At 64.1% G+C, this 26,838-nt stretch carries 29 protein-coding genes and 1 riboswitch; of the genes, 18 read left to right on the forward strand and 11 right to left on the reverse strand.

The window, feature by feature from the left end; all coding sequences use genetic code 11:
- Positions 1–247: hypothetical protein (locus tag C8P69_RS24090; protein WP_211353856.1), on the forward strand; the 247-nt coding region annotated here is incomplete at its 5' end.
- Positions 248–477: 230 nt separating this feature from the next.
- Here the strand turns inward: C8P69_RS24090 and bluB are convergent.
- Positions 478–1,119 carry a 5,6-dimethylbenzimidazole synthase gene (gene bluB / locus C8P69_RS21615; RefSeq protein WP_108179535.1) on the reverse strand — a complete coding sequence of 214 codons (642 nt, stop codon included), beginning with the start codon at positions 1,117–1,119 and terminating at the stop codon, positions 478–480.
- Between the two features lie 29 nt (positions 1,120–1,148).
- Entirely contained in the window at positions 1,149–2,186 is a 1,038-nt protein-coding gene (cobD, locus tag C8P69_RS21620; protein ID WP_245902179.1) for a threonine-phosphate decarboxylase CobD, read from the reverse strand.
- Here cobD and cbiB point away from each other — a divergent pair.
- Positions 2,176–3,144, forward strand: a complete 969-nt coding sequence (gene cbiB, locus C8P69_RS21625; protein ID WP_108179536.1) for an adenosylcobinamide-phosphate synthase CbiB — start codon at positions 2,176–2,178, stop codon at positions 3,142–3,144. The genes cobD and cbiB overlap by 11 nt on opposite strands.
- On the opposite strand, the gene C8P69_RS21630 is transcribed toward cbiB, so the two are convergent.
- Genes C8P69_RS21630 through cobU form a run of 3 tightly spaced genes read right to left on the reverse strand, consistent with a single transcriptional unit; the run spans position 3,128 to position 5,762 of the window.
- Complete coding sequence (locus C8P69_RS21630; RefSeq protein WP_245902180.1) at positions 3,128–4,588, reverse strand: cobyric acid synthase; 1,461 nt, start codon at positions 4,586–4,588, stop codon at positions 3,128–3,130. The two genes, cbiB and C8P69_RS21630, sit on opposite strands and share 17 nt — an antisense overlap.
- Positions 4,589–4,605: 17 nt before the next feature.
- Entirely contained in the window at positions 4,606–5,223 is a 618-nt protein-coding gene (gene cobO, locus C8P69_RS21635; protein WP_108179538.1) for a cob(I)yrinic acid a,c-diamide adenosyltransferase, read from the reverse strand.
- Positions 5,220–5,762: a bifunctional adenosylcobinamide kinase/adenosylcobinamide-phosphate guanylyltransferase gene (gene cobU / locus C8P69_RS21640; protein ID WP_108179539.1), complete on the reverse strand. Its 543-nt coding sequence runs from the start codon at positions 5,760–5,762 to the stop codon at positions 5,220–5,222. Before cobU ends, cobO begins: the two co-directional genes overlap by 4 nt.
- A gap of 117 nt (positions 5,763–5,879) precedes the next feature.
- Positions 5,880–6,078: riboswitch (cobalamin riboswitch) on the forward strand.
- Between the two features lie 115 nt (positions 6,079–6,193).
- Here cobU and C8P69_RS21645 point away from each other — a divergent pair.
- Genes C8P69_RS21645 through C8P69_RS21675 form a run of 7 tightly spaced genes read left to right on the forward strand, consistent with a single transcriptional unit; the run spans position 6,194 to position 14,398 of the window.
- Positions 6,194–6,622, forward strand: coding sequence for a DUF1636 family protein (locus tag C8P69_RS21645; protein WP_108179540.1), 429 nt, complete (start codon positions 6,194–6,196; stop codon positions 6,620–6,622).
- The gene (cobW, locus tag C8P69_RS21650; protein ID WP_108179541.1) at positions 6,619–7,656 is read left to right on the forward strand and encodes a cobalamin biosynthesis protein CobW; all 1,038 of its coding nucleotides are present in this window, start codon (positions 6,619–6,621) and stop codon (positions 7,654–7,656) included. The genes C8P69_RS21645 and cobW overlap by 4 nt, the downstream gene beginning before the upstream one ends.
- 3 nt (positions 7,657–7,659) lie before the next feature.
- Entirely contained in the window at positions 7,660–11,019 is a 3,360-nt protein-coding gene (gene cobN, locus C8P69_RS21655; protein ID WP_108179542.1) for a cobaltochelatase subunit CobN, read from the forward strand.
- Complete coding sequence (gene cobG, locus C8P69_RS21660) at positions 11,016–12,287, forward strand: precorrin-3B synthase (protein WP_108179543.1); 1,272 nt, start codon at positions 11,016–11,018, stop codon at positions 12,285–12,287. Before cobN ends, cobG begins: the two co-directional genes overlap by 4 nt.
- On the forward strand, positions 12,280–12,915 hold the full coding sequence (locus C8P69_RS21665; protein ID WP_108179544.1) for a precorrin-8X methylmutase: 636 nt from the start codon (positions 12,280–12,282) through the stop codon (positions 12,913–12,915). The genes cobG and C8P69_RS21665 overlap by 8 nt, the downstream gene beginning before the upstream one ends.
- Positions 12,916–12,923: 8 nt before the next feature.
- Positions 12,924–13,637, forward strand: a complete 714-nt coding sequence (locus C8P69_RS21670) for a precorrin-2 C(20)-methyltransferase (RefSeq protein ID WP_245902181.1) — start codon at positions 12,924–12,926, stop codon at positions 13,635–13,637.
- Positions 13,634–14,398: a precorrin-3B C(17)-methyltransferase gene (locus C8P69_RS21675; protein WP_108179546.1), complete on the forward strand. Its 765-nt coding sequence runs from the start codon at positions 13,634–13,636 to the stop codon at positions 14,396–14,398. Before C8P69_RS21670 ends, C8P69_RS21675 begins: the two co-directional genes overlap by 4 nt.
- Here the strand turns inward: C8P69_RS21675 and C8P69_RS21680 are convergent.
- Positions 14,380–15,126 (reverse strand): cobalt-precorrin-6A reductase, encoded by a 747-nt coding sequence (locus C8P69_RS21680; RefSeq protein WP_108179547.1) that lies wholly within the window; start codon positions 15,124–15,126, stop codon positions 14,380–14,382. The two genes, C8P69_RS21675 and C8P69_RS21680, sit on opposite strands and share 19 nt — an antisense overlap.
- Here C8P69_RS21680 and cbiE point away from each other — a divergent pair.
- Genes cbiE through C8P69_RS21705 form a run of 5 tightly spaced genes read left to right on the forward strand, consistent with a single transcriptional unit; the run spans position 15,125 to position 19,646 of the window.
- Entirely contained in the window at positions 15,125–16,372 is a 1,248-nt protein-coding gene (gene cbiE / locus C8P69_RS21685) for a precorrin-6y C5,15-methyltransferase (decarboxylating) subunit CbiE (RefSeq protein WP_245902182.1), read from the forward strand. The two genes, C8P69_RS21680 and cbiE, sit on opposite strands and share 2 nt — an antisense overlap.
- Positions 16,369–16,755, forward strand: coding sequence for a cobalamin biosynthesis protein (locus tag C8P69_RS21690; RefSeq protein WP_108179548.1), 387 nt, complete (start codon positions 16,369–16,371; stop codon positions 16,753–16,755). The genes cbiE and C8P69_RS21690 overlap by 4 nt, the downstream gene beginning before the upstream one ends.
- Positions 16,752–17,513 carry a precorrin-4 C(11)-methyltransferase gene (gene cobM / locus C8P69_RS21695; RefSeq protein WP_108179549.1) on the forward strand — a complete coding sequence of 254 codons (762 nt, stop codon included), beginning with the start codon at positions 16,752–16,754 and terminating at the stop codon, positions 17,511–17,513. Before C8P69_RS21690 ends, cobM begins: the two co-directional genes overlap by 4 nt.
- A gap of 10 nt (positions 17,514–17,523) precedes the next feature.
- A complete protein-coding gene (gene cobA, locus C8P69_RS21700; protein ID WP_108179550.1) occupies positions 17,524–18,330 on the forward strand; it encodes a uroporphyrinogen-III C-methyltransferase in 807 nt (268 codons plus the stop codon).
- A complete protein-coding gene (locus tag C8P69_RS21705) occupies positions 18,327–19,646 on the forward strand; it encodes a cobyrinic acid a,c-diamide synthase CobB (RefSeq protein ID WP_108179551.1) in 1,320 nt (439 codons plus the stop codon). Before cobA ends, C8P69_RS21705 begins: the two co-directional genes overlap by 4 nt.
- A gap of 4 nt (positions 19,647–19,650) precedes the next feature.
- On the opposite strand, the gene cobT is transcribed toward C8P69_RS21705, so the two are convergent.
- Entirely contained in the window at positions 19,651–20,649 is a 999-nt protein-coding gene (gene cobT / locus C8P69_RS21710; RefSeq protein ID WP_425440778.1) for a nicotinate-nucleotide--dimethylbenzimidazole phosphoribosyltransferase, read from the reverse strand.
- Positions 20,650–20,826: 177 nt separating this feature from the next.
- Here cobT and cobS point away from each other — a divergent pair, with 177 nt between their 5' ends.
- Positions 20,827–21,606, forward strand: a complete 780-nt coding sequence (gene cobS, locus C8P69_RS21715) for an adenosylcobinamide-GDP ribazoletransferase (RefSeq protein WP_170118351.1) — start codon at positions 20,827–20,829, stop codon at positions 21,604–21,606.
- A 23-nt stretch (positions 21,607–21,629) separates the two neighbouring features.
- Here cobS and cobF read toward each other — a convergent pair whose 3' ends face one another.
- From cobF to C8P69_RS21730, 3 genes are all read right to left on the reverse strand, one after another.
- Entirely contained in the window at positions 21,630–22,385 is a 756-nt protein-coding gene (cobF, locus tag C8P69_RS21720; protein ID WP_108179554.1) for a precorrin-6A synthase (deacetylating), read from the reverse strand.
- Between the two features lie 98 nt (positions 22,386–22,483).
- A complete protein-coding gene (locus C8P69_RS21725) occupies positions 22,484–23,293 on the reverse strand; it encodes a CbtA family protein (RefSeq protein ID WP_108179555.1) in 810 nt (269 codons plus the stop codon).
- A gap of 12 nt (positions 23,294–23,305) precedes the next feature.
- On the reverse strand, positions 23,306–23,515 hold the full coding sequence (locus tag C8P69_RS21730; protein WP_108179556.1) for a CbtB domain-containing protein: 210 nt from the start codon (positions 23,513–23,515) through the stop codon (positions 23,306–23,308).
- Positions 23,516–23,748: 233 nt separating this feature from the next.
- Here C8P69_RS21730 and C8P69_RS21735 point away from each other — a divergent pair, with 233 nt between their 5' ends.
- Both C8P69_RS21735 and C8P69_RS24490 read left to right on the forward strand, forming a co-directional pair.
- Positions 23,749–24,315 (forward strand): histidine phosphatase family protein, encoded by a 567-nt coding sequence (locus C8P69_RS21735; protein ID WP_108179557.1) that lies wholly within the window; start codon positions 23,749–23,751, stop codon positions 24,313–24,315.
- A gap of 305 nt (positions 24,316–24,620) precedes the next feature.
- The gene (locus C8P69_RS24490) at positions 24,621–24,755 is read left to right on the forward strand and encodes a hypothetical protein (protein ID WP_281260083.1); all 135 of its coding nucleotides are present in this window, start codon (positions 24,621–24,623) and stop codon (positions 24,753–24,755) included.
- Here the strand turns inward: C8P69_RS24490 and C8P69_RS21745 are convergent.
- Complete coding sequence (locus tag C8P69_RS21745; protein WP_108179558.1) at positions 24,739–26,007, reverse strand: IS256 family transposase; 1,269 nt, start codon at positions 26,005–26,007, stop codon at positions 24,739–24,741. The two genes, C8P69_RS24490 and C8P69_RS21745, sit on opposite strands and share 17 nt — an antisense overlap.
- A 489-nt stretch (positions 26,008–26,496) precedes the next feature.
- Between C8P69_RS21745 and C8P69_RS21750 the strand changes: the two genes are divergently transcribed.
- Complete coding sequence (locus tag C8P69_RS21750; RefSeq protein WP_108179559.1) at positions 26,497–26,724, forward strand: hypothetical protein; 228 nt, start codon at positions 26,497–26,499, stop codon at positions 26,722–26,724.
- The last annotated feature ends 114 nt before the right edge of the window (positions 26,725–26,838 follow it).

Here is a 26,838-nt window from a genome sequence, read left to right on the forward strand (position 1 = left end):
AATGATCTGGTCTTCCGTGAACCGGCTCTTCTTCATCTCCGTCTCCTTTCGACGGAGTCCAGTTCAAACCGAGGGCTTCGACGGGGGCAACGTCATCGGCTGGCTCACGCCTCGGGCCTACGCCAGCGCCCTCTGCGGCGACGTCGGCCGGCACGCTGCGCAGGCTGATAGCTACGCGCGCCGGCCTCTTGCCACCCACCTCAACGAAGGCTCAGATCAACCCAGGACTCTCGCTCCGGCTGGATGAGAAACGGGGGTCACGTCAGCCCGTAGGAGGGGCTGAGCATCCAATGTGACCCGCGATAATGAGATTTATCAGAGGTGAGATTGTTAATCGGCGGGGGCGTGGATCGGCATGCTAAGCTGTTGACCCGTTTGGCAGCGGAGGTGCCGCTTCGGGGCGTCTATTAACGCATCCAGGCGACCGCATCTGATTCGTAAAAACCGCGGCACAACGAAATTGCATCGGCTCAATAGTCAGCGATCGACAATCACCTCTGACAACGGACGCCGAGCTTCCCATCCCTCTTGTTCAAGAAGCGGCGTCTGGTTCTCGTCAACGGGATAGCCCAAGCAGAGATAGCCAATTAACGTCCATTCTGCGGGGACGTCCAATATCTCAGCGACGCGCAATGGATCTAAAATCGAGAGCCAGCCGAGGCCAACACCTTCGGCTCGAGCTGCAAGCCACAGCGTATGGGCAGCAAGAACCGCAGAATATTCGATCATTTCTGGCATTGTAAGTCGCCCGAGACCACGCCCTTGGGTGGTAGAACGATCTGCGAACACTGCTACCTGACAAGGCGCATCGTCCAATCCAGCAAGTTTCAGACGAGCATAGAGTGAGGCGCGCTCTTGTGTTTGATCTAACAAAGCCTCGGCATTGCACGCCTCGAAACATGCGCGAATAGCATCGCGTCGAGTCGAATCACGAACGACGACAAAGCGCCATGGTTGACTGAGCCCTACCGAGGGCGAGAGACAAGCAAGCTGGAGTAGGCGATGCAAAGTATCTTTGGAAACCGGATCTTGTCTGAAATGCCTAACGTCTCGACGCCAAATTAGCAGATCGCGCAGCTGAGCACGGAAATTTGCATCAAATTTTGGAGCCCCACTCATGCGATACAGCTTTTCATGGTTCGAGTTTTCTACGCGAGATGCGCTGTCGTCAGGGCGGCTTCCAACCGCAGCCAAGAGGGATCGCCGTGAGGGATACCCCACCGCAGCCACTCAGAATTTTCGCTGAAACGCCGGACCAAGATCCCCGCGCGGCCGAGATGTTCGAACAACACGGCCGCGTCGGCACATCGTGTCAGTCGGTAAAGCAAGGTACCGCCCACAATTTCAAGGCCCGCTGCCACCAGCAGGCGATCCAGCCGCACGACGGCTTGCGCCAATTCAGCGATCGTCCGTGTTTTCCAATCGACGTCCGCTAATGCGGCCTGGCCGATGACGATAGCGGGCCCGGATACCGACCATGGTCCGAGCATGGCCTGTAACCGCAGAGCAAGGCGTGGCTGCAACAGCGCAAAGCCGAGGCGTAGGCCAGCCAGCCCATAAAATTTACCAAATGACCGCAGCACGATTATATTCGGCCGCTCGACGGTTTCGGCGAGGCTAAATTGGCTCGCCACGTCGGCGAAGGCTTCATCGACGACCAGCAGCCCGCCGCGCCGGTGAAGCTCGGCGGCGATATCGAGCAGCAATGGTTTATGAAGGATTCGTCCGTCCGGATTGTTCGGGTTGACCACGACCGCGAGGTTGGCCGATCGAAGTAGATTGGGATCTGAAACCTCGATCGTTTCGTGCCCTATCAATTGTGCCGCGTGCGCATGCTCGGCATAAGTCGGGCCTAAGATGACGGCACGCCCTCGGGTCGCCAACGCTGCCACCTGGGTTAGCAGGATTTGCGTTCCCGGCGCGGGCACCACGCAGCCCTCGGACGGTGCGCCATAAGCACGGGCGGCGGTGGCCGCCAGCGCCCCGACGGCGGCCCGATCGGGCAGCCGGGTGAAACAATCGGTCGGCAGTGGCGGTAATGGATAGGAATAGGGATTGATCCCGGTCGACAGATCGATGAAAGGTTCCGGGGCATTGGGAAACAGGCGCCGTGCCGCGACCAAATCGCCGCCATGGGCAAGCGGCGCCAGACCCAATGCCTCGATGTGAGGGTTGATGAACGTCACGGTTACCTTACTGGCCCTCTTGATCGAAGCCGCGGTCGGCTATCCCGATCGCATCACGCGGGCGATCGGCCATCCGGTGATGTGGATGGGCTACATGATCGACTGGCTCGATTGCAAGTTCAACCGTCCGGACCGAAGCGCGGCCTATCGCAAGACGTCGGGATTCATGGCCGCTTTCTGTATTGTCGCGGTTCCGGCCGCCTTGGGGTTCGGCGTGCAACGCGGGCTTCTGCTGCTGCCATTGGGCATCGTAATGGCCGGCACGCTGGCTAGCACGCTGCTCGCTCAGCGCAGCCTGCATGTTCATGTCGCCCGGGTGGCCGATGCACTGGAGCGCGAGGGGCTGTCGGGTGGACGCCAAGCGGTGTCGCAGATCGTCGGCCGCGATCCCGATACTCTTGATGCGGCTGGCGTGTCGCGCGCGGCCATCGAAAGCCTGGCCGAAAATTTTTCCGACGGCATCGTTGCGCCGGTGTTCTGGCTCACCCTTGGCGGACTGGCTGGCGGCGCTGCCTATAAGGCCATCAATACAGCCGACAGCATGATCGGTCATCGCACCCCGCGCTATGGCGACTTCGGCTTCGCGGCCGCGCGTTTGGACGATCTCGTTAACCTGCCGGCGTCGCGTCTGTCCGCTCTTTTGATTATCGCGGCGGCGGCCATCAGCAAGAATGCGTCCGCATCGCAGGCCTGGCGGGCGGTGCGCCGCGATGCCCATCATCATCGATCGCCGAATGCGGGCTACCCGGAAGCGGCCATGGCGGGCGCATTGGGTTTGGCGTTGGCAGGTCCACGCGTCTACGGTGGGGTCATGGTTGAGGACGCGGCCATGGGCAACGGCCGCAGCGATGCCGGGCCGACAGATATTCGCGCCGCGCTGGCGCTTTATCGGCGCGCCGATTTGATCTTCATCGTGCTGGTGGCCGTTCTCGCCGCGGTCGTCATCGCGCCAATGTAAGCAGCCGGTCGAGATCGATGAACGTGGTGAGATGCCAAGCCAGCCGGTCCAGCGTGCGTTCGACCAGGTCGTCGTAAGCGATTGTCGTCGCGCCACCGTCCAAGCGGGCAAGCCATGCCGCGCGCTGTTTGTCGTCGGCGAAAATTCCGTGGATATAGGTGCCGACCACCAGGCCATTGGCTGAAATCGCGCCCTCGGGCGTTCCGTCCGCGAGATGCGCGAACGGCCGCGCACGGTCGGATCCTTCCGTCACACCCATGTGCATTTCGTAGCCGGAGAAGGAGACACCGTCGCGTGTCGTTCCGCTGCTCAGCTCCAGTCTTTTCTCCGGCGACAGCACCGTTTCGACGTCGAGCAAACCTAATCCCGGCACCGTTCCGGCCGGCCCTTCGATGCCGCTCGGATCGGCGATGCTCTTGCCCAACATTTGATAGCCGCCGCACAGCCCAAGCACCATTCCACCCCGGCGGACATGCGCGGCGATATCGACGTCGAAGCCGCTCTCACGCAGCGCCCTTAGCCCGGCAATGGTCGTTTTCGATCCGGGAAGGATCACCAGGTCCGCATCGCCGGGCAATGCTTGGCCGGGATGGACGCGGATCAGGTTGATGTTGGATTCAGCTTCAAGCGGATCGAGGTCATCGAAGTTGGCGATCTGCGGCAGGATGGGAACGGCGATCACAAGCTTGGCGTTGTCGCGCCGCCGGGTTGGACGATCCAGCGCCAACGAATCCTCAGCCGGAAGATTCCGCGACTCGGAAAAGTAGGGAACCAAGCCAAGCGAAGGCCAGCCGGTAGCAGCGACAATTGCGTCATCGCCGGCGGCGAACAAGCTTGGGTCGCCGCTGAATTTGTTGACGATGAAGCCTTGGACAAGCGCGGCGTCTTCGGGATCGAGAACGGCCTTGGTGCCGATCAGACTTGCAATCACGCCGCCGCGGTCAATGTCGCCGATGATCACGACAGGCGTATCGGTTGCACGCGCGAAACCCATGTTGGCGATGTCATGTTTCCGCAAATTGATTTCCGAGGCGCTTCCCGCGCCTTCGACCAGGATCAGATCGGCTTCTTGCTTCAAGCGTTCGAAACTGTCGAGCACGTAGGGCATTATTTTGGGTTTCATGCGCATGTATTCGATGCCTTTCGCCGTGCCATAGACTTTTCCCTGCACGACGATTTGCGCGCCGACTTGACTCTGTGGCTTGAGGAGCACCGGGTTCATGTGAATGCTGGGCGGCACGCCGGCGGCGCGCGCTTGCAGCGCCTGCGCGCGGCCGATCTCGCCCCCGTCGGCTGCGACCGCGGCGTTATTGGACATGTTTTGCGCCTTGAATGGGCGAACCCGCAGTCCGCGTTTGGTGTAGGCGCGCGCGAGGCCGGCGACGATGAGCGATTTGCCCACGTCGGAGCCGGTGCCCTGAAACATAATCGCGCGTGCGGCCACTGTCAGAACTCCAAATCTTAAAACTCGATGCCGGGCTGTGCCTTCACGCCGGCCTTGAAGTGATGTTTGACGAGGGTCATGTCGGTGACCAGATCGGCCGCGGCGATCAGGTCGGGCTTGGCGTTGCGGCCGGTGATGACCACGTGCAGGTCGGGTCGCCTCGCGGCGAGCGTTGAGATGACCGCCCGCAGATCGAGATAATCATAGCGCAGCGCGATGTTCAGCTCATCGAGGATGAGGAGCGCGAGCGTCGGGTCGGCCATCAGTTCGCAGGCTTTGTTCCAGGCGCGTTCTGCCGCGGCGACGTCGCGCTTAAGGTCCTGCGTATCCCAGGTGAAGCCTTCGCCCATGGTGTGCCAGACCACCTGATCGCCGAAGGTCTCCAGCGCGTCGCGTTCCGCCGAATGCCAGGCACCCTTGATGAATTGGATAACGCCGACGCGCCGCCCGCGTCCGAGCATGCGGAGCGCGAGCCCGAAAGCCGCGGTCGACTTGCCCTTGCCGGTACCGGTGTGGATGATCAGCAGGCCCTTCTCGACTGTCTTTTCCGCGATCTCGGCGTCCTGCACCGCCTTTCGCTTTTCCATCTTGGCGCGGTGGCGTTCGGCTTCGGTCTCGTCGATGATCTTGCTCATGGCGTTCCCTTTACGAACATCGGCAGCCCTGCGACGACGAGGACGACGCGGTCGGCACGCGCCGCGATCCGCTGATTGAGCCGCCCTTGCAGATCGCGAAATCGCCGAGCTTGTGCGTTCTCTGGCACGATGCCAAATCCGACCTCGTTGCTGACCAGAACGAGCGGCGTCTTGCGCGTCGTCATTGCGGTTTCGAGGCGCTCAACTTCGGCGTCGATGTCGCGTTCCTTGAGCATCAGATTTGAGAGCCACAGCGTCAGGCAATCGACGAGAATTGCGCTCGATGCCGCTGCGGTGGAGATCGCCCCAGCGAGGTCGAGCGGCGCTTCGACCGTTTGCCAATCGCGTCCGCGACGATCGCGGTGCTTGGCGATCCGCGCCGCCATCTCGTCGTCCAATGGTTCCGCGGTCGCGACGTATATCCAGGGCGGTCGCGACGCCATGACAGCCGATTCCGCATAGCGGCTTTTGCCCGACCGGGCGCCGCCGAGGACAAGGGTCAATTGCGGGCCGTCGCTTGCCAATAGACCATCCACCATTCAAATCATCACCCTAAGCCGGCGCGGTCCTTTGAACCATATTGCCCACCCAAAAGGCTAGGGCCGCACCGGCGCGCCAACTGGTGCGTCCATTGACAAAGCCGCCATCTGGCCATTTATAGGTCTGGAACTGACGGTCTTTTCGAACAGAAGAGCGAAAAGGGAATGCGGTGCGGGACGAAGGTCCCAATTCCGTAGCTGCCCCCGCAACTGTAAGCGGCGAGCTCGTGCCACAATGCCACTGGGACATTCCCGGGAAGGCGGTGACGGGCGGTGACCCGCAAGCCAGGAGACCTGCCGTTAGTTCCGTCACGTGCCGGGCGGGGTGCCCTGGCACAAACAACGCTGTGACGGCCTCATCGGGCGGCGTATGCCGTTCGAGCACCCGAGATTAATGCGGATCGCTCCAAGGAGGAGCAGCGCGGGTGACAATGGCCGATAATTCCAACAACGCAGACATTGAGGCGCGTAACGGCGCGACAGCCATCATCTATGTCTGCACGACGTGCCGGCAGCCCGACGATCCGGACGATGCGCCACGCCCCGGCGCGGCGCTTGCCGCGGCAACGGCGCGTGCGGCTGAAAACACCGATATCACCGTTCAACCGTTGCGCTGCCTTGCTAATTGCAAGCGCGGCTGCAGCGCGGTGATGCGACGGACCGATGCATCGGCCCCCGCGTGGACTTACGTATTCGGTCATCTCGATCCGGCGGCGGACGCGCAGGCGTTGGTGCAAGGCGCGCAGCTTCTCGCTCAATCGGCCGACGGCTTGATGCCGTGGCGCGACCGGCCGGACGCCTTGAAGCGGGGATTGATCGCGCGGGTGCCGCCGTTTGATTTTCAGGAGCCGAGCGAATGACGGATGAGCTTGCGCGCGTTCCATGTACGATCGTCACCGGCTTTCTGGGGGCCGGCAAGACGACGCTGATCCGTCACGTGCTGGCCAATGCGAACGGGCGCCGGCTCGCCATCATCGTCAATGAATTTGGCGATGTCGGCATCGACGGCGAAATCTTGAAGGGTTGCGGCGACGAAACCTGCCCCGAGGAGAATATCGTCGAGCTTGCGAACGGGTGCCTGTGTTGCACCGTGGCCGACGAGTTTGTCCCGGCGCTCGACGTCATTCTCGCGCTCCGTCCTAAGGTCGAACACATCGTGATCGAGACCTCCGGGCTCGCGCTGCCAAAGCCGCTGGTCCAAGCGTTCCACTGGCCGTCGATCAAGAATCGCGTGACCGTGGATGGCGTGGTCGCGGTCGTCGATGGCGCGGCGCTGGCCGACGGCCAGGTGTCGGGCGACATGAAGGCGCTGGCCACGCAGCGTGCGGCGGACAACGCGCTCGATCATGACGATCCGATCGAAGAAGTGTTCCAAGATCAGATCGCATGCGCCGATCTTGTCGTGATGAACAAATGCGATCTTCTTGATCAATCGGGGATCGACAAAGCGTCGGCGTCAATCGCCAAGGCCTTGCCGCGCGCGGTCAAGGTCGTGCAGGTGTCGAACGGCAAGGTCGATGCGCCGACGCTGCTCGGCCTCAATGTCGGCACCGAAGCCGATATCGAAAACCGCCGGACGTTGCATGACGACGAGCTCGATCATGATCACGACGATTTCGACAGCTTCGTCGTGCCGCTGCCTGAGATCGACGACCCGGCGGCGCTGACGGGTCTCGTGGCGGCGACCGCCGAGGCGACCGGCGTGCTGCGGATCAAGGGTTTCGCGGCGGTGCGCGGCAAGCCGATGCGGCTCTTGGTGCAGGCGGTCGGCCCGCGCGTCACGTCGCACTACGATCGCCCCTGGGCCGCGTCGGAAAAGCGCGAGACGCGCCTAGTGGTGATCGGGCTTAAGGGACTAGACCGCGCCGTCATCACGCGCATGCTCAGTGGATGATCGATGCATCTATTGACGACCAGCTCAGCGAGCCTTGACGACATCGTCGAGCCGGTCGATCTCGGTCAGCCGCCCGGCGATATCGCTATTCTTTCGTTTGCCGACAGCGATCTAGGCGGACTTGCCGCAGCCTGGGCCGTCGAGCGCGAGACGTTGCCGAGCGTCCGTCTGGTGCAATTGCGCGATCTCAAGCACCCGATGTCGGTCGACCTCTGGATCGATCGCGTTGGCCGCCATGCCAAGGTGATCGTCGTCCGTCTGCTCGGCGGGCTCGTTTGGTGGCAATACGGAATTGAGCGGCTCGCCGTGCTCGCGCAGGAACGCGGCATCGCGCTGGCAGTGTTACCCGGCGAGGATCGCGACGATCCGCGGCTTGCCGAGATATCGACGCTGCCGTCCGACGAACTCGCGGCCTTGCTGCGCTACTTCCGTGAGGGTGGCCGTGACAATCTTCGCGCGCTCTTGCGCCGGTTGTCCGGACATGCAGGGGCGGCGTTGAAATATTCCGAACCCAGCCCGCTGCCACGGGCCGGTGGATACACGCCGGCGGAACAAACGATTGATCTCGATCGCCTCCTGAGCACGATTACGCACGGGCGGCCGGTGATCCCGATCGTCTTTTACAGGTCGATGCTGCTGGCCGCGGACGTTGCGCCGATCGATGCGCTCTATCATGCGCTGGTCGCGCGTGGGCTCGCGCCGGCGCCGCTGTTCGTCACCAGCCTGAAGGATGCCGAAGCCGCCTTGTTCCTACGCGCGGCATTATCGCGGTTGGCTCCCGCTGTGATCGTCACCACGACGGCGTTTGCCGCCGCCGGAGAACCCGGCGCGCCAACGCCGCTCGATGACGTCGGTGTTCCCGTGCTTCAGGCCATCGTCGCCACCACCAAGCGTGCGGCCTGGAGCGACAGCCCGCGCGGGTTTGGCGCCGCCGATCTCGCCATGCATGTCGTGCTGCCCGAACTCGATGGCCGCGTGCTTGCCGGCGTGTTGTCATTCAAAAATCCCTCGCAACTGTTCGAAGGCTTGGCGTTCACCGGCATCGCTAATGAGCCTGAGCCGGGTCGGATCGATGCCGTGGCCGATCGGATTGCGAGCTTGGTGCGATTGCAGATGAAGCCGCGCCACGAACGGCGGATTGCGATCCTGATGCCCGATTATCCCGGGGCGCCGGGCCGGACCGGCTATGCCGTCGGCCTTGATGTGCCGGCCAGCGTCAACGCGCTGCTCACCGATCTTGCGGATGCGGGCTATGCTGTTTCAGACGCGCCTCAGAGTTCGAAAGCACTGCTTTACGCTGTCGGCAAGCCGGACTCCGACTGTTGCATGTCCATCGCGGCGTATCGCGAGCAGCTTGCCAAGCTTCCGTTGAGCGTCGACGAAAAAATCCGCGCCGCATGGGGCGAGCCGGAGACCGATCCCGATGTGCGCGACGGTGCGTTCCATTTCCGCGCGCGCAGCTTTGGCAACGCGATCGTGGCCTTGCCGCCCGACCGCGGGCGACCGGGCAGCCGGCGGTCGGACTATCACGATCCGTCATTGCCGCCGCGCCATGCGCTGCTGGCCTTCGGGCTATGGATGCAGCATGTCGCAGCCGTCGACGCCATCGTCCACATGGGTGCTCACGGCACGCTCGAATGGCTTCCCGGCAAGGCGGTGGCATTGACGCAGGCGTGCTTCCCGGAAGCTGTCGTCGGATCGCTGCCGGTCATCTATCCCTTCATCGTCAGCAATCCCGGCGAGGCGGCGCAGGCCAAGCGACGGATCGCAGCGCTCACCATCGGCCATCTGCCGCCACCACTCGTGGGTGCGGACTTGTCCGGCGACGCGCGCGAGCTGGAACGGCTGGTCGATGAATATGCCCAGGCCGATGGCCTTGACCGCCGCCGGCGCGAGCGGCTGGCCGGCCTGATCGTCGAGACCGCGCAGCGTAGCGGCCTTGCCCGCGAGGCCGGCGTTGAGACGCGCGCCAATCCGGAAGAGGCGCTGCGCCGCATCGATGCTTGGCTGTGCGATCTCAAGGATCTCGCGGTCAAGGATGGCCAGCACATCTACGGACGCGCGCCTTTGGGTGGTGGGGCGGATCCTGCCTGGACCGCGAGCGCGGACAGCGAACGGCGCAGTCTGATCGATGCGCTCGACGGACGACGGATCGCACCCGGGCCCTCCGGCTCGCCGCATCGTGAGCGTCGCGACGTGATGCCGACCGGGCGCAATATGTATACCGCCGACCCGCGCACACTGCCGACGCCGACCGCCATGGACCTCGGCCGCCTGGCGGCGGACGAGGTCATCCGCGGCTATATGCAGACCCACGGCGAGATGCCGCGCGCTTTGGTGATCGACCTGTGGGGCAGCGCTACATTGCGAACGGGCGGCGAGGAGATCGCGCAAGGTCTCGCTTTGATGGGTTGCCGGCCGACATGGGATCACGGCACCGGGCGGGTGCTCGGAATCGAGGTGCTGCCGTGCGTGTCGAGCGGCCGGCCGCGCGTCGACGTGACCTGGCGCATCTCTGGGCTGTTCCGCGATTTGTTCCCGGCGCAAATCGCGCTGCTCGATGCCGCGGTGAAGGCGGTTGCTGCGCGTGATGAAGTCGACGATGAGAATCCGCTGGCAGCGGTGCGCCGGGCGTCGAACGGCGATGCCAGAATTGCACTTGCGCGCATTTTCGGAACCGCGCCCGGCGCTTACGGCGCTGGCGTTGATTTGCTGAACAACGGGCAAGAGACCGACCGCCAGAGCATCGGTGCGGCCTATCTTGCCGCCGCGTCGCACATCTACGGCGGGGCGGATGGCGCGGGTGATCACGCGCCCGACGCATTTTCCGCGCGTGTCGCGGCGGCCGATCTTCTGGTGCATGTCAGCGACGATCCATCGCGCGATCTGCTCGAAGGCGCCGAAGACGCATCGTTCGTCGGGGGCTTTGCCGCTGCGGCCGCGACCCTCGGCCGAAGCCCCGATCTCGTCATGTTGGACATGACCGATCCGTGCCGCCCGCGGGCGCGGCCACTTGCCGCGGCCTTGGCGCGGATCGTGCGTTCGCGGGCGATCAACCCGCGCTTTATCGAAGGACAAATGCGCCACGGTCCGCGCGGCGCGGCTGAGCTTGCTGAGACGGTGGACCGGCTGATCGATTTTGCAACAACGACCGGCGCGGTGCCGAGCGTGCTCATCGATCTCGTGCACGATGCCTATCTCGTCGATGCGCGTGTGCGCGCGTTCTTGCTGTCCGAAAATCCGGCGGCGGCGCGCGCCATTGCCGAGCGGCTCGCTGCGGCGCGCCGGCTTGGCTTGTGGCATCCGCGCCGCAACGATGTCGACGCGAGCCTGAGTGCTTTGCGAGCGGAGGCGGTGTCATGAACGCGCTTTATCGCCGCGGCGCTTGTCCGGGACTGTCGGCGCCAATGATGACCGGTGACGGTCTGCTGGCGCGATTGACGCCGACCGGATCGACCATCGGCTTGGACGCGTTTGGTGGTCTGTGCCGGGCTGCACGGACGCACGGCAACGGCATCATCGAGATCACGTCGCGCGGCAGCATTCAGATTCGCGGCCTCAGCGCAGCGTCGGCGCCGATGTTGGCGGCCGATGTGGCTGCGCTGCGCATCGACGGCAGCGAAGGCATTCCGGTTCAGGTGAATCCGCTTAGCGGCCTCGATGACGACGATACATTTAATGCTGGCGCTCTGGCTGCCGCGTTGCGCGCGAGTTTTGCGTCGGCATCAATTGCTTCAAGTCTGTCGGCCAAGGTTTCAGTGGTCGTCGACGGTGGCGGCGTCTTGCATTTCGATGATGTTGCCGCCGATGTCAGACTGCGCGCCATCGATGCTCAGCACGGCGCATCGCTTCACGTTTCGCTTGGCGGGAATGCGTCGACATCAACACCGATCGGCGCAGTCGCGCCGGAGGGCGCGGTGGCATGCGTCCTCCGATTGTTGGAATTGCTTGCGGCAAAGGCCCCAAACGCTCGCATGCGGGATGCTGTTCAGGGTGAAGGATTGAGCGCATTCAAATCGGCGGTGGCCGATCTCGTTATCGACAGGCCGCCTCCTGCGCCCCGTCCGGCTGCCGAGCCGATCGGCGTGCATGCGCTGCATATGGACGAGGCGGCGATCGGCCTTGGCTTGCCCTTTGGGCATTCGGATTCAGAAATGCTGCTCCGCTTGATCGAAGCTGCGCGCCACGCGGGCGCGAATGGCCTTCGAACCGCGCCGGGCCGAGCCTTGTTGCTGCTCGGACTTCAGCCGGCTACCGCGCACGCGTTCGTTGCCGATGCGCTCGCGCTCGGGTTCATTGTCGACGCCGTCGATCCGCGCCGACGGGTGGTGGCATGCGCCGGCGCGCCGATTTGCGCGTCGGGCCAAATTCCAGCCCGCGCCATGGCGCCTGCCGTTATGGGCGCCGCCGGTGCGGCGTCCTGCAAGGACGTCATTCACGTGTCTGGCTGTTACAAAGGTTGTGCGCATCCGGCGCCCGCGCCTGTGGCCATTTTCGGCCGCGACGGGAAATGTGACGTGGTGTTGGACGGCGTGCTGTCGCGCTCGGTAACGGTCGAGGATTTGCCGGATCAACTGAAAATTCTTTTGGCGTCGCACGTCGGGTCCAAAGCGGAGCGCGATCATGGCTGACCACCACGACTATCTGCGCGACGGCATGGCGATCTACCGGGAATCGTTCGCCATCATCCGTGCCGAGACCGATCTTTCGCGCTTCTCGGAGGACGAGGCGGACATTGCGGTGCGCATGGTACATGCTTGCGGCAATACCGACGCGGCGCAATACATCGAGTTCGGCGGCGGTTTTGCCGCGGCCGCGCGCGCGGCCATTGCCGGCGGCGCGCCGATCCTATGCGATTCCGAAATGGTCGCGCATGGCATTACGCGCGCGCGTTTGCCCTCAAGTAACGAGGTGCTGTGTACGCTACGCGATCCGCGCGTACCGGCGCTTGCCGAGACGTTGTCCACGACGCGCTCTGCCGCCGCGGTTGAACTGTGGGCCGATCGCCTGGCGGGCGCGATTGTCGCGATCGGCAATGCACCGACTGCTCTGTTTCATCTACTCGGGTGGCTGGGGCGCGGCGGTCCGAAGCCCGCTGCGATCTTGGGCATTCCCGTCGGCTTTGTCGGCGCGGCCGAATCGAAAGCCGCGCTCGCCGCCGATCCTTGCGGCGTTCCCTATCTGATTGTCCGGGGCCGCATGGGCGGCAGCGCTATGACGGCGGCGGCGATCAATGCTTTGGCGAGGGCCGGATTGTGAGCGGGCGTTTGATCGGTGTTGGCGTTGGGCCGGGCGATCCGGAGCTGCTCACGTTGAAGGCGGCGCGGACGCTTGCCGAGGCCGATGTCGTCGCGCATTTCGCCAAGGCCGGCAACGCCAGCAACGCGCGCAAGATTGTCGAAGGTTGTATGCGCGCCGGTGTCGTCGAACTGCCGTTACTCTATCCGGTGACGACCGAATTACCGACGGACGGTACCGCCTATCGTGATTCCATCGGCCAGTTCTACGATCAGTCGGCCGCGGCCGTGGCGCGGCATCTCGATGCCGGCCGCACGGTCGCTATTCTCAGCGAAGGCGATCCTTTGTTTTACGGCTCGTACATGCATCTGCATGTGCGGCTGTCACCGCACTACAGGACGGATATCATCCCCGGCGTGACCGGAATGTCGGGCTGCTGGTCTTCCGCAAACGCGCCGATGGCGCAGGGCGACGATGTCTTCATGGTGCTGCCGGCGACTTTGCCGGAGCCGGAACTGGAACGCCGCTTCGCCGATGCCGATGCCGCGGTGGTGATGAAGCTCGGGCGCCATCTCGGCAAGGTGCGCCGCGCCCTCGGCCGCACCGGACGCTTGGCGCGCGCCGTCTATGTCGAGCGCGGCACCACCGCGGACGCGGTCACGATGCCGCTCGAACAAAAGCGCGATGACACCGCGCCTTATTTCTCGGTCATCCTAGTGCCCGGTTGGGAGAAGCGATCATGAGCGGCGCTCTCGCGGTGGTTGGCCTTGGGCCGGGAAATCCCGATACAATGACGCCGGAAGCGGCGATGGCGCTCGCATCGGCAGACGCGCTCTACGGCTATGGTCCTTATCTTGACCGCGTGCCCGTGCGCCCCGGACAAATGCGCCACGCATCGGACAATCGCGAGGAGGGAAGCCGGGCGGCGGCGGCGCTCGACCATGCCGCGCGCGGCGCCAAGGTCGCAATGGTGTCCGGCGGCGATCCCGGCGTGTTCGCGATGGCTGCCGCCGTGTGCGAGCAGATCGAAAGCGGCGATGAAAGCTGGCGCAGGCTCGACGTTTCGGTTGTCCCCGGCGTGACGGCGATGCTCGCGGTCGCGGCGCGCGTGGGAGCTCCGCTCGGTCACGATTTTTGCGCCATCTCGCTGTCGGACAACTTGAAGCCTTGGGATGTCATCGAACGGCGTCTCGACGCGGCGGCAAGCGCGGGGTTCGTGACGGCGCTTTACAATCCGATCTCGCGTGCGCGACCCTGGCAACTCGGAAACGCGTTCGAGCGTCTGCGCCGGCATCTGGCGCCATCGACGCCGATCGTGTTCGGACGCGCGGTCGGGCGGCCGGATGAGAACGTCATCGTGACGACGCTCGAAGCCGCCGATCCATCCGTCGCCGACATGGCGACGCTCATCATCATCGGTTCCGCCATGACGCGCGTCATCGCACGGCCCGGCCTCGCGCCATTGGTCTATACGCCGCGATCCATTCAGGGCTCCGGCGCATGATCGAGCCAACGCACCGCATCCTCGACCGACTCGACGGACGGGACTGTTGGCAATGCCGGCCGGCGCAGCATGACGACCGTAATTCCAAGCGAGCGCGCCGCGGCGATTTTGCCATAGGTTGCGTCACTGCCGCTGTTCTTCGACACAACGAATTCGGTGCGATGTGTTTTCAGCAGCGTGTATTCGTCGGCCTCGGAGAACGGACCGCGCGCCACAATATAAGTCGCATTCGGTACAGCAAGCGGCGGTTCGATCGGATCGACGCTGCGCACGAGATAACTGTGTTGCGAGGCGACAGCGAAGGCTGCGACCTCGTTGCGGCCGATGGTGAGAAACACCCGGCGGGACGTGTCTCCGAGCGCGTGAACCGCACCCGTAACGTCGTCGACGTCGATCCAGCGGTCGCCGGCGACAGGGGTCCAAGACGGCCGCCGCAACGCCAGGATCGGCGTTCCGGTTCGCGCGGCGGCTTCGGCCGCATGACGGGAAATAATGGCGGCATAGGGATGCGTAGCGTCGATCAGCGCATCGATGTGTTGCGCTGTAAGATAGTCGGCGAGGCCGCCGACGCCGCCAAATCCTCCGCTCCGCACCGGCACCGGTTGCGCGGCGGGCTGGGCGGTGCGACCGGCAAGCGACAGCGTCACGCCGAGATCGGTGCGCTGCGCAAGCCGTCCGGCCAGTTGCCGCGCCTCGACCGTGCCTCCGAGTATGAGAATATGCCGCATGCCGCTCGCTAGTCCGCTCATGCCGCACATTGCCGCAATGCGGCGCTGGCTGTCCATCGTCGGCATCGGCGAGGACGGCGTCGATGGATTGAGTTCGGTTGCGCGAGGTTTGATTGCCGACGCGGAAGTCGTATTCGGCGGCAAGCGACATCTGGAACTTGCAGGTGCCCTGATCCGTGGCGCGGCCCAACCGTGGCCAAGCCCGTTCGATGAGGCGGTGCAGCAAGTCGTCGCACAACGCGGCCGTTCCGTGTGCGTGCTGGCCTCGGGCGATCCGTTTTTCTACGGAGTCGGGACACTGCTTGCGCGCCACGTCGATCCGGCCGAGATGTTGGTCGTGCCTGCACCATCGTCATTCAGCCTTGCCGCCGCCCGGCTCGGCTGGTCGCTGCCGGAAACCACATTGGTTTCATTGCACGGCCGCTCGCTCGACCTGATACGCCCGCATCTGCAGCCGGGTGCGCGGGTGTTGGCGCTGACGCCGGATGGAGCGGGGCCAGGCGCCTTGGCTGCCTTGCTCACCGAAGCGGGCTTTGGCGCATCGCGGCTGACCGTGCTGGAAGCGCTTGGCGGGCCGCGTGAAAAGGTGCGCACCACGCGCGCCGCCGGTTTCGACCTTGCCGATATATCCGCGCTCAACATCGTGGCGCTGGAGGTCGACGCTGCCTCTGGTGCACGCGTTCTGGCGCGCGCCGCCGGTTTGCCGGATGTTCTGTTCGAGCACGATGGCCAGATCACCAAGCGCGAGATTCGTGCAGTGACACTATCGTCGCTGGCGCCAACGCGCAGAGAGCTGCTGTGGGACATCGGCGCCGGCGCAGGCTCGGTGGCGATCGAATGGCTGCTCGCTGATACATCGATGCGCGCCATCGCGATCGAGCAGAACGTTGAACGGGCGGCGCGCATTCGGCGCAACGCCGCCGCATTCGGTGTGCCCGGCCTGGAGATTATCGAAGGTGACGCGCCGGCGGCGCTCGATGGTTTGCCGCCGCCGGATGCTATCTTCGTCGGCGGCGGCGCCGCTCGTCCGGGGCTGCTTGACGTGGCAGTGGCCGCGCTAAAATCCGGCGGGCGTCTTGTGGTCAACGCGGTGACTTTGGAAACCGAGACAGTACTTACCGCGCGCCACCTCACCGATGGTGGTGAACTGATCCGCATCGCGTTGACGCGCGCCGATGCCGTCGGTGGTAAGACGGGCTGGCGTCCAGCTATGCCGGTGACGCAATGGGTCTGGATCAAGTCATGATCGTCGCCGGCATCGGATGTTGCAGGGGCGCTTCCGCGCAGGATGTTGAAGCGGCGTTGTCTGCTGCCTTGAACGGCGCGGGCACACCGACACGCGCAGTGGATGCGATTGCGACGTCGGCGGCCAAAGCCAATGAAGCCGGCATTGCCGAAGTAGCACGGGCGCGCGGCATTAAATTCATCGCAGTGGCGCAGACCGAGCTTGAAGCGGCCGCCGCACGCGGCGTGACGAAGTCCGTGCGTGTCTTTGCCCTGACCGGCGTTCCCTCGGTCGCCGAAGCGGCGGCGCTTGCTGCCGCAGGCCCTGAGGCGCGATTGTTGGTGCCGCGCGTCACGGTCGGAATGGCGACTTGCGCGCTTGCACTCAGCGGAGAGACATCATGACGGTGCATTTCATTGGCGCGGGGCCAGGGGCCGCCGACCTGATCACGGTGCGCGGTCGCGATCTGATCGCGCGCTGTCCGGTTTGTCTCTATGCCGGCTCGCTCGTGCCGAAGGAGTTGCTCAGCTATTGCCCTTCCGGCGCCCGCATCGTTGACACCGCGCCGATGTCGCTCGACGAGATCGAAGCGGAGTTCGCGGCGGCTCACGCGCAAGGCCTCGACATCGCGCGCCTGCATTCCGGCGACCTTTCGATCTACAGCGCCTTGGCCGAGCAGCTCCGGCGTCTTGATCGGTTGGCGATACCTTATACGGTAACGCCGGGCGTTCCGGCGTTTGCGGCGGCGTCTGCGGCGCTCGGGCGCGAATTCACCGTGCCGGAATTGACGCAGAGCGTGGTGCTGACGCGCATGCCCGGCCGCGCGTCCGCCATGCCGGAAGGCGAACGCCTGGCCGCTTTCGCCGCGACCGGCGCAACGCTGGTCATTCATCTGGCAATTCAGTCGATCGATACGATCGTCGATCAATTATCGCCGGTCTACGGCGCCGATTGTCCGGTCGCGGTGGTGGTGCGTGCAAGCTGGCCGGACGAGCGCATCCTGCGCGGCACGCTCGGCTCGATCTGTGCTCAGGTTGCGGCCGAGCCGATCGAACGCACCGCGCTGGTGCTGGTCGGCCGCGCGCTCGCGGCGCATGATTTCCGGGAAAGCGCTCTCTACGATCCGGACTATCGCCGGCGATTTCGCGGCAGCAGAGGTTGATGTGGCGCCCATGAATCAACTCGAAGCCCTCGCGGCGCTGCGCGGGAAGTTTCCCCTTCTTGAGCCGGGGCACGTGTGGCTAGTCGGCGCCGGTCCCGGCGATCCCGGTCTGTTGACGCTCGACGCGCTCGCTGCGCTCGCGCAGGCCGATGTCATCGTGCATGACGCGCTGATCGATCGCCGCGTGTTGGCGCTCGCCGGTCCGCAGGCGCGACTGGAGTATGCCGGCAAGCGCGGCGGCCAGCCGTCGACGCCACAAACGGATATATGCAATCGCTTGATCGCGCTGGCGCGCATCGGCCGCCGGTTGGTGCGTTTGAAGGGCGGCGATCCTTGTGTGTTCGGGCGCGGCGGCGAGGAGGCCGCGGCGCTGGCGCATGCCGCGATTCCCTATCGTATCGTTCCCGGCATTACTGCCGGGCTCGCCGCACTGACCGCGGCGTCGATCCCGGCAACGATGCGGGGCGTCAATCACGCCATCATCTTTGTGACCGGCAATGCCGGGCCGGAAGGAGATATCGACTGGGCGGCTCTTGCGCGCACCGGACAGCCGATCGTCATCTATATGGCGATGCATTACATACAACGCATTGCGGTTGCGCTGTCGCGCGGGGGGCTCGCACCGGACACGCCGGCGGCGGTGATCGTGGCGGCAACCCGGGCGGAGCAGCGCATCGTCATTTCGAGGCTCGGCCGACTGGCCCATGACGTCGAAGCGATCGGCGTCGATTTGCCTGGCCTGATTGTCGTCGGCGATATCGTCAATGAGCGCGACAAGCTTCTCCAGATCGCCGCTGAAGCCGAGGTCGTACGGTGAGTGCACGTGGCCTGATCGTCTCGGCGCCGCGTTCCGGTTCGGGCAAGACCATCGTCACGCTTGGGTTGCTGGCGGCACTCACGCGCAAAGGCATCGCAATGCGGGCAGCGAAGTCGGGGCCCGACTATATCGACCCGGCCTTTCATGCCGCCGCGACCGGCGCCAAGGGAATGAACCTCGATACCTGGGCGATGCCGCCATCGCTGATTGAAGCGCTGATCGCGGACACGGCAGGCGACGCCGAGGTGCTGGTGATCGAAGGCGCCATGGGCCTGTTCGATGGCGTGCCGGGCGAGCCCGGCCGCTCCGGCGCGGCCGCGGATTTGGCCGCGCGATTTAACCTGCCGGTGCTGCTGGTGCTCGACGTGTCGGGACAGTCGCAATCGGCGGCGGCGGTCGCGGCCGGCTTCGCCAATTACAATCCGGCGGTCCGGATCGGCGGCGTCGTGCTCAATCGGTTAGGCAGCGACCGGCATCGCATGCTGATCGCGGATGCGCTTAAGGCGCTGGGCATTCCGGTGCTCGGCGCTATTCCGCGCGACGAAACGCTGGTGCTGCCGGAGCGGCATCTCGGGCTGGTACAGGCGAGTGAGCATGCGGATTTAGCTGCGCGGATCGGACGTTTCGCCGATGTGATGGAGCGCTATCTTGACCTCGACGCCATCGCCGCAATCGCGTCGCCGCTTGTCGCAAGTGGCGCACCGGTCCGCACGATGCTTTCGCCGCCCGGGCAACGAATTGCGCTCGCCTCCGATGAGGCCTTCACCTTCGTCTATGCGCATGTCCTCGATGGCTGGCGTCGCGCCGGCGCGGAGATTGTTCCATTTGCGCCGTTGTGCGACGAGACGCCTCCGGAAGATTGCGACGCCTGCTGGCTGCCGGGCGGATATCCGGAATTGCACGCTGGACGGCTGGCATCGGCCCGCCGCTTTCTGGATGGGCTTAGACGTTTCGCGCAGCGCCACCCGGTTCATGGCGAGTGCGGCGGCTACATGGTGCTCGGCGAAAGCATCGAGGACGCGCAAGGCGTGCGCCACGTCATGGCCGGCTTGCTCGGCCACGCTACTAGCTTTGCAAAGCGCAAGCTGCATCTTGGTTATCGTCATGCGCGGCTGCTTGCTGACGGCCCACTCGGCGCTACCGGCGAAACTATTCGCGGTCATGAATATCATCACGCCACGATCACATCGTTGGGCGAAGGCGACGAGCGGCTGGTCGATGTGACGGATGCCCAGGGCCGGCCGGTCGCCGAGACCGGCAGCCGTCGCGGACGCGTCTCCGGCACCTTCTTTCACGCTATCGCGCGGGAAGGCTGACCGGTCAGTGCGGCTTGCCCGCGACGCCGGCTTCGGCGAACGTCGCCATCCCGGTGTGACAGGCGAGCGCGGCACGCAGCATCGGCACAGCCAGCGCCGCGCCGGAGCCTTCACCCAATCGCATCCCGAGATCGAGCAGCGGCTGCAGCTTGAGTTCGCCGAGCAGCGCCCGGTGTCCGGCCTCGGCCGACACGTGGGCCGCTTGGGTATGATCGAGCGCGTCGGCGCGCAATTTTGCCAGCGGCGCAACCGCCGCGGTGCAGACGAAACCATCGAGCAGTACGGGAATGCCGCGATGCCGCGCGGCAAGTGTGGCGCCGAGGATCGCGGCAAGTTCGCGACCGCCGAATGTGGCGGCGATCATCAGCGGATCGCCGAGCAGACCCGCATGCCGGGCGAGCGCGGTGTCGATCGCCGCCCGCTTGCGCTCCATGCCGCGATCGTCGAGGCCGGTGCCGCGGCCGGCCCAGCGCGCGCCGCCGCCACCATAAAGCGCCGCGGCAATCGCCGCAGCCGCCGTGGTGTTGCCGATCCCCATCTCGCCCAGGCAGACAAGGTCAGTACCGGCTCGCACTGCGTTGTAGCCTTCGGCCACGGCCTTCAGGAAAGCCGCTTCGTCCATCGCCGGTTCAAGCGTGAAATCGGCGGTGGGGCGATCGAGATCGAGTGCGACGACCCGTAGCGTCGCCGACGAAACCTGCGCCAGTTGATTGATCGCGGCGCCGCCGTGGTTGAAATTGGCCACCATCTGCGCGGTGACGGCAGCGGGATAGGGCGACACACCTTGCGCCGTGATGCCATGATTGCCGGCGAAGATCAGCACATCGACGCGGTCGAGCCGCCGGCTGGCGCCACCCCATTTGGCCAGCCACGTGGCGATCTCCTCCAGCCGGCCAAGACTGCCGGGCGGCTTGGTCAGTGTCGCCTGCCGGGCGAGGGCTTCGGCCGCCGCCGCATCGTTGCCGGCGGGTAGATTGAGGCAGGCCGCGCGCAGATCGGCCATTGCGGCGAAACTTGTTGCCTGTTCTGCGTTGCCTGTCGTGGAAGACGGATCGCCGGCTATGTTCGTCATTGTTGCTTCTCACTATCATAATGCGTTCGAGGGGGTCACGTTGCAGACGGCTTTCCTGCTAGAGAGTTGGGGGAGCAACGCTCCCGAGCCACCGCGTCGTAAAGAGAGATCATGTTCGCCGTCGATTGGATGCGCCAGCGTTACGCCGAGCTTGAAATCGCCGTCATCTTCCTGACGCGCCTGCCGCTGTCGCGGTCGACGCCCATCGATCGCGGCGATGTCGCGCGGGCGCTCTGGTCGGCGCCCATTGTCGGCGGTGTCATCGGCGCCTTGGGCGGCACGGTCTACGCATTGTGCAGTCTGTTGCATCTGCCCGCCTGGCCCGCCGCTGCGTTGGCTGTCGCGGCGACGGCGGGTGTTACCGGTTGTCTGCACGAAGACGGCCTGGCCGATGTCGCCGACGGATTCGGCGGCGGCGCGACGCGCGAACGCAAGCTGGAGATCATGCGCGACAGCCGGATCGGCACCTATGGCGTTTGCGCGCTGGTGTTGTCGTTCGTATTGCGGATCGGCGCTCTCGCGAGCCTGCGCGACCCCACGCTCGTGTTCGCGGCCCTGATTGCCGCGCATGCGGCGGCGCGCGCCGGGCTGCCCGCCTTCATGCGCTGGGTGCAGCCGGCTCGCACCGACGGGTTGAGCGCCCATGCCGGCATACCCCCAGGAACGAGCGTGAGCGCTGCCATTGCATTCGGCATTGTCGCGCTCGGCGGCGGCTTTGGCTTTGCGGCTGGTTTGATCGCACTGGTCGCGCTCGCCTGCCTGCATGGGGCGATGGCCTGGCTGTGCCGGCAGCAGATCCAAGGCCAAACCGGCGACGTGCTCGGCGCCTTGGAACAGATCGGCGAAATCGCCGTTCTGTTGGTCGCGGCGGCGGTCGCGCAGTCGTAGTCCGATATGGCAACTGACCGAGCTCACGACGCGACGGTCTTTCTCAATAAATAAGTGTCCATGATCCAGCCGTGCCGCGCCCGCGCGTCGGTCTTGATCTTTTGTATCTCGTCCGTGCATTCGCGCAGCGGGCCCGACGCGAGAATTTCGTCGCCAGTGCCGAGATACGCGCCCCAGAAGATCTCAACATCCTCGTCCTCAACCGTTGTAAATGCGCTGCCGCCGTCGAGCATCACCACGGCATCGCGCGACTGCCGCTCGGCGAGCTTGCGGCCGGTCGTGATCAACACAGGTTCGCCGATGCGGTTGATCGGAATCTTGTGGCGCGCCGCCAGCGCCTGAATGCTGGTGATCCCGGGGATCACCTCGACCTCGAAGGCAACCGTGCCCATGGCGGCGACCTGATCGACGATGCGCAAGGTGCTGTCGTAGAGGCAGGGGTCGCCCCAAACCAGAAAAGCGCCGTGCTGGCCGTCGGCCAGTTCCTCGCGGATCATGCGCTCGTAGATGGCGGCGCGTTTGGCGTGCCAGTCTGCGACCGCGGATTCGTAGTCGCGCGGCGAACGATCGCGCGCGGGATCTTCCGCCGCCACAATGCGGAAGGCTTTGTTCGCGATGTAGCGCTCGCAAATCTCGGTCCGCAGCGCGGTCAAGGCGCTCTTTTCGGATCCTTTGTCGATCAAGAACACGACATCGAGCGTCTTCAGGGCGTTGATCGCCTGCACGGTGAGATAATCTGGATTGCCGGCGCCAATTCCAATGATGGATAGCTTTCTCATTTTGGGCGCTCTCTGACGCTATCATCGTGACGAAGAAGAAGGCCGAATGCCGCTTCGGCAAATACCTCACCCGTGCCGTTGGATGATCGGCGCGCCGATCAGCGCGCGAGCGAGCGCGCCGCGATGGTCCGGCCGACCTGCGCGGCCATGCTACGTTCTGTCAAAGCGCCGAAGAGAAGGCCGATGGTGGTCCACAGCACGGCGTGGATCCCTAGCGAAGCAGCGCGGAAACGCCACAGCACGACGGCGGAGAACTGGTCTGGCACTTCATCGACGGACGGCAATGCGTACTGCACGATGGCAATGAATACAGCGAAGGTCACGCCGGCCAAGATCGCTGCGTTCCAAGTGCCCAGTCGGGTGCGAAGACGTTGAGCCAACGCAACCGCCAAGATCAGCGCCGCTACGGCGACCACGATCATGAGAAAGAAAAGTCCGGTTCGTGAGCCGACCGTATCCGGGTTCCCGACTGCAGGAGGGCTGGCCGGATATTTGATGTTGGGTACAAGCACAATGGCGACATAGGCGCCCAAGGCAAGCAGCGCTGCCGTCGCGCGCGCTCCGAGATGTCCGACGCGGCCATAGGCAAAGGCAAAAACCAGTGCGAACAGCCCGCCGATCGCCGCGCCGTAGATCACGACGCCGGTCAACAGACCGAGGCCGGCTTGGGTATCGCGGCTAACGAGTTCGGCTTCCGGTGCGTTATCGTGTGTGTGCACTCCGCCGGCGGCGGTTGCATCGTGGGTATGCGCTGCGACGGGTGCCGATGTAGTCGCCTTGGTCATCAGCTCTTCGAACGCGATTGCGCGATCGATCTGCGGTTCACCGAAGACGCGCGCGAATCCGAATGCCAATAGACCGGCAATGACACCTACGAGCATTCCCCGCAGGAGAAGACCTCCGACCATGACGGTTCCCTCTCAATGACAGGGAAAACCGAGAAGGTGTCGGCCGTCGTGGAGGAACTCATGGACATACATGCCAGGGATCAGCGACGTGGCTCCCTGCTCGGCGCCGACAAAATAGATCGCGACCAAGAGGAGGAGGCTGCCGAAGACGGCCCAGGGCATGATTTCGCCGGCTGGGACGGGGACTGGGCGGGTATGGGGAGCAAGAACGATATCGGTCATATTGAAGCCTCCTGGGATTACGCGTCCCGTCGATGACAAGCTATGCAATGGGGAGGGTCTGACTTCCGGACCGCGTTCTCATGCGATACCGGTCACAGTGGCGCGACCGCCCGGATTTACACCGGCTTCCTGTCCCATCAATAAAGTCACACTATCGGCGCGATAACACGACTGTCAATGGGATCGCGTCAGATTGTACAAGAGTAAGCGATTCATCCGGGGACACGAGATCGATGCCTGCGCGCCTTACCTTAATATGTCACGGAGCAACGGCGGCAACGCGCGCATCTGCCTTTCCGCTTGACGAGCCGCTTGAGGAGGGCGTCGAGGAGCAGGCAAGAAAGCTCGGCCTTTCGTTGCGGCGCTGGAATCGCGCGGTGACCAGCCCTGCGCTTCGCGCGCGACAAACCGCGGAAGCCCTTTCGCTTAATGCCGTTGTGGATACGGCATTACGAGATTGCGACTATGGGCGCTGGAGCGGTCGCAAGCTCGCCGACATTCAGGCCGCACACCCGGCGGACGTTACGACCTGGCTCTCCGATTCTGAAGCCGCCCCACACGGCGGCGAGTCGCTGCGCGCGCTGATGCTGCGTGTCTCGGAGTGGATGGCTGCCAGGTTGCACGACAATGGTCACACGATTGCGGTTACCCACGCATCGGTTATCCGTGCGGCCGTCGTCGACGTGCTGGGAGCACCAAGCGAGTCGTTTTGGCAAATCGATGTCGATCCGCTTAGTCTTGTTGATTTACGCTCCGATAAGCAGCGTTGGGCTTTGCGCGTATCCCAATATAGGCGATAGCATCGTCGATGGGTGGGATTGGCCGAATGGCCTCCAAAAGATGGTCAACAGCCGGATGTTTTTTTGGGATTATCGCATGGTTATTTAGACCAAGCATATTAAATTGGGGTGAAGCGCATCAATTTAGGTCTCGTGGACAAAAGGGATTCCCAAATCAACTGATATTTGATTCAAGGTCGTGTCTTGAGAGGAGGCGCGCGGCATTGGGCGAACTAATTGGGCTTTCGGATAGCGAGTGGGCGGTCATAGAATACGGCAAGTGGAACAGCGTCTTTCGGCGGTTCCGACGCTGGGTCGAAACAGGCGTGTTCGACGCGCTGATCGAGAGCCTGAGCGAACTGGCAAAGCGAGAACGCAAGGGCGACATGGTCGACTCCATGATCATCCGGGAGAGCTATGCCGGAATTTGGGTGACGCGGCCGATCAGGCGGCGTGATTAGCCGGCCTCTCGATGACCTCGACGCCGTTTTGGAATTTGACGCCTCGGACGACTTTCGGCAACTGGTTTTCGCCCTTCAGGCGCCGCCATGTTTTGGCGGCCGCGGAGACGAGCTTGAACACCATGAGCCTGGCGGTCCTTTGCGACAGCGATCCTTTGGTGCGCACGGTTCGATGACGGACCGTGGCGAACACGCTCTCGATCGGGTTCGATGTACGCAAGTGGTCCCAATGCTCGGCGGGAAAATCGAAGAAGGCGAGCAGGGCCTCGCGATCCTTGGTCAGACAGACGACCGCCTTGTCGTACTTGGCGCCGTACTTGTCGGCGAAGACGTCGATCGCGGCTTCGGCTGCCGCGCGTGTCGGCGCGCCGTAGATCTCACGGAGGTCCGCCTTCATATTGACCTGGACCGAGAGGGCGACCTTATTCAGCACGTTGGCGGTCTTGTGAACCCAACAGCGCTGGTGCCGGGTGCTCGGAAAGACCTCCTCGATCGCCTTCCAGAAGCCGAGCGCGCCGTCGCCGACGGCCAGGTCCGGCGCGATCTCGAGCCCACGCCGCTTGACGTCGACGAGGAGCTCAAGCCAGCTCTGCGCGCTCTCACGCACCCCGGTCTGGAAGCCGACGAGTTCCTTCTTGCCTTCCGGCGTGGCGCCAATCAGCACCAGCATGCAGTCGGCCTGCGGCTCCATGCGGGCCTGCAGGTAAACCCCATCCGCCCACACATAGACATAGCGTCGCGCCGAGAGGTCGCGCTTCTGCCAAGCCTCGTAATCCGTCTGCCACTCCGCCGTCAGCCGCGTGATCACCGCCGGCGACAGGTTCGGCGCGTCCTTGCCGAGGAGAGCCGAGAGGGCCTCCTGGAAGTCGCCGGTCGAAATGCCACGCAAATACAAGATCGGAAGCAGAGCATCGAGGCTCCTGGTCCGGCGTGCCCACTTGGGCAGGATCGAAGAAGTGAACCGGATCTTCTCCACCGCGCCCACCTTGCCGCGGTCGCGAACCTTGGCGCGCCGGACCGCGACAGGTCCGACCCCGGTCTGGATCGCACGCTCCGGCCCGTGGCCATGACGCACGACGCGGTCACGACCATCCGGCAGCTTCACATCCTTCCACACGGCGACGAAGGCATCGGCTTCGGCGATCAGCACCGTAGCCAGCATCCGACGGGCGCCTTCACGGGCAACTTCGGTCAGGGGATCATCGATGGCGTCAGGCTGACGCAACTGAATGACGGTGCTATCTCTCGACATGGCGTATCGCTCCTTCCTGGAGGTTCTGGCAGGCTCTCACCCGCCTCGATACGCCGCCTCTCTCAAACCGTCGTCACCCAGATTCACGCATAACTCTCATCCGGGCGCATCACTGCGCAGTCGGCATAAAAAAAGGACTCAAGATCGGGAAGCGTTCGGTCGTTCGCGCGGTGGATTCACCGTCGAGGCAACGAGCATGGCGAGTGTGAGCGCGACATGCTATAGGCGTTGACGGTATTTCTCGCGCTGGCGCGAAATTCCGCTGCACGATCGGTGAAGCGAAAAATCGACCGATCGTTGGCGATAGTGGCCGAAATCGCGCTGAACTCAAATCGCGCGAATTTTCCTTTGAAATCAAAAGCGAAAAATTTTGACGGCCCACCGGTCGGAGTTAAACCGTCAGAAGAAATATTTTGTGCTTATAATTCAACGCGGTACGATGACCGGAAATAGTCGAATGGGAGTGACGGAGCGGTTGGGCGCGCCCCGATGAGCCAGAAGGGATCGGTCCCCTCGCGCGAGCGCCGCATCAAGCGCATCTGCGTCCGCTACGGCCTGCATCTGATGACGGCGCAGAAGCCGTCGAAACAGGTGCTCACCCATGGCGGCTACATGCTCCGCGATGCCGAGACCATGGCCATCGTGCTCGGCGACAAGGGCTATCTCTTCTCGGCCGATCTCGACGAGGTCGAGGCCTATCTCGACGCCCTGGAGTGAGACGAGCACGATGACGGTCTGTTGTAGCCCCTCAATTATCGGACGCGATCACCACCGTGGTTTCGTTTGCTCGTGATGCGATGAACTCGCGCGGGGAACGGTAGCCCAGCGCTC

Origin of the sequence: Phreatobacter oligotrophus (assembly GCF_003046185.1) — a bacterium.
Taxonomy (GTDB): domain Bacteria; phylum Pseudomonadota; class Alphaproteobacteria; order Rhizobiales; family Phreatobacteraceae; genus Phreatobacter; species Phreatobacter oligotrophus.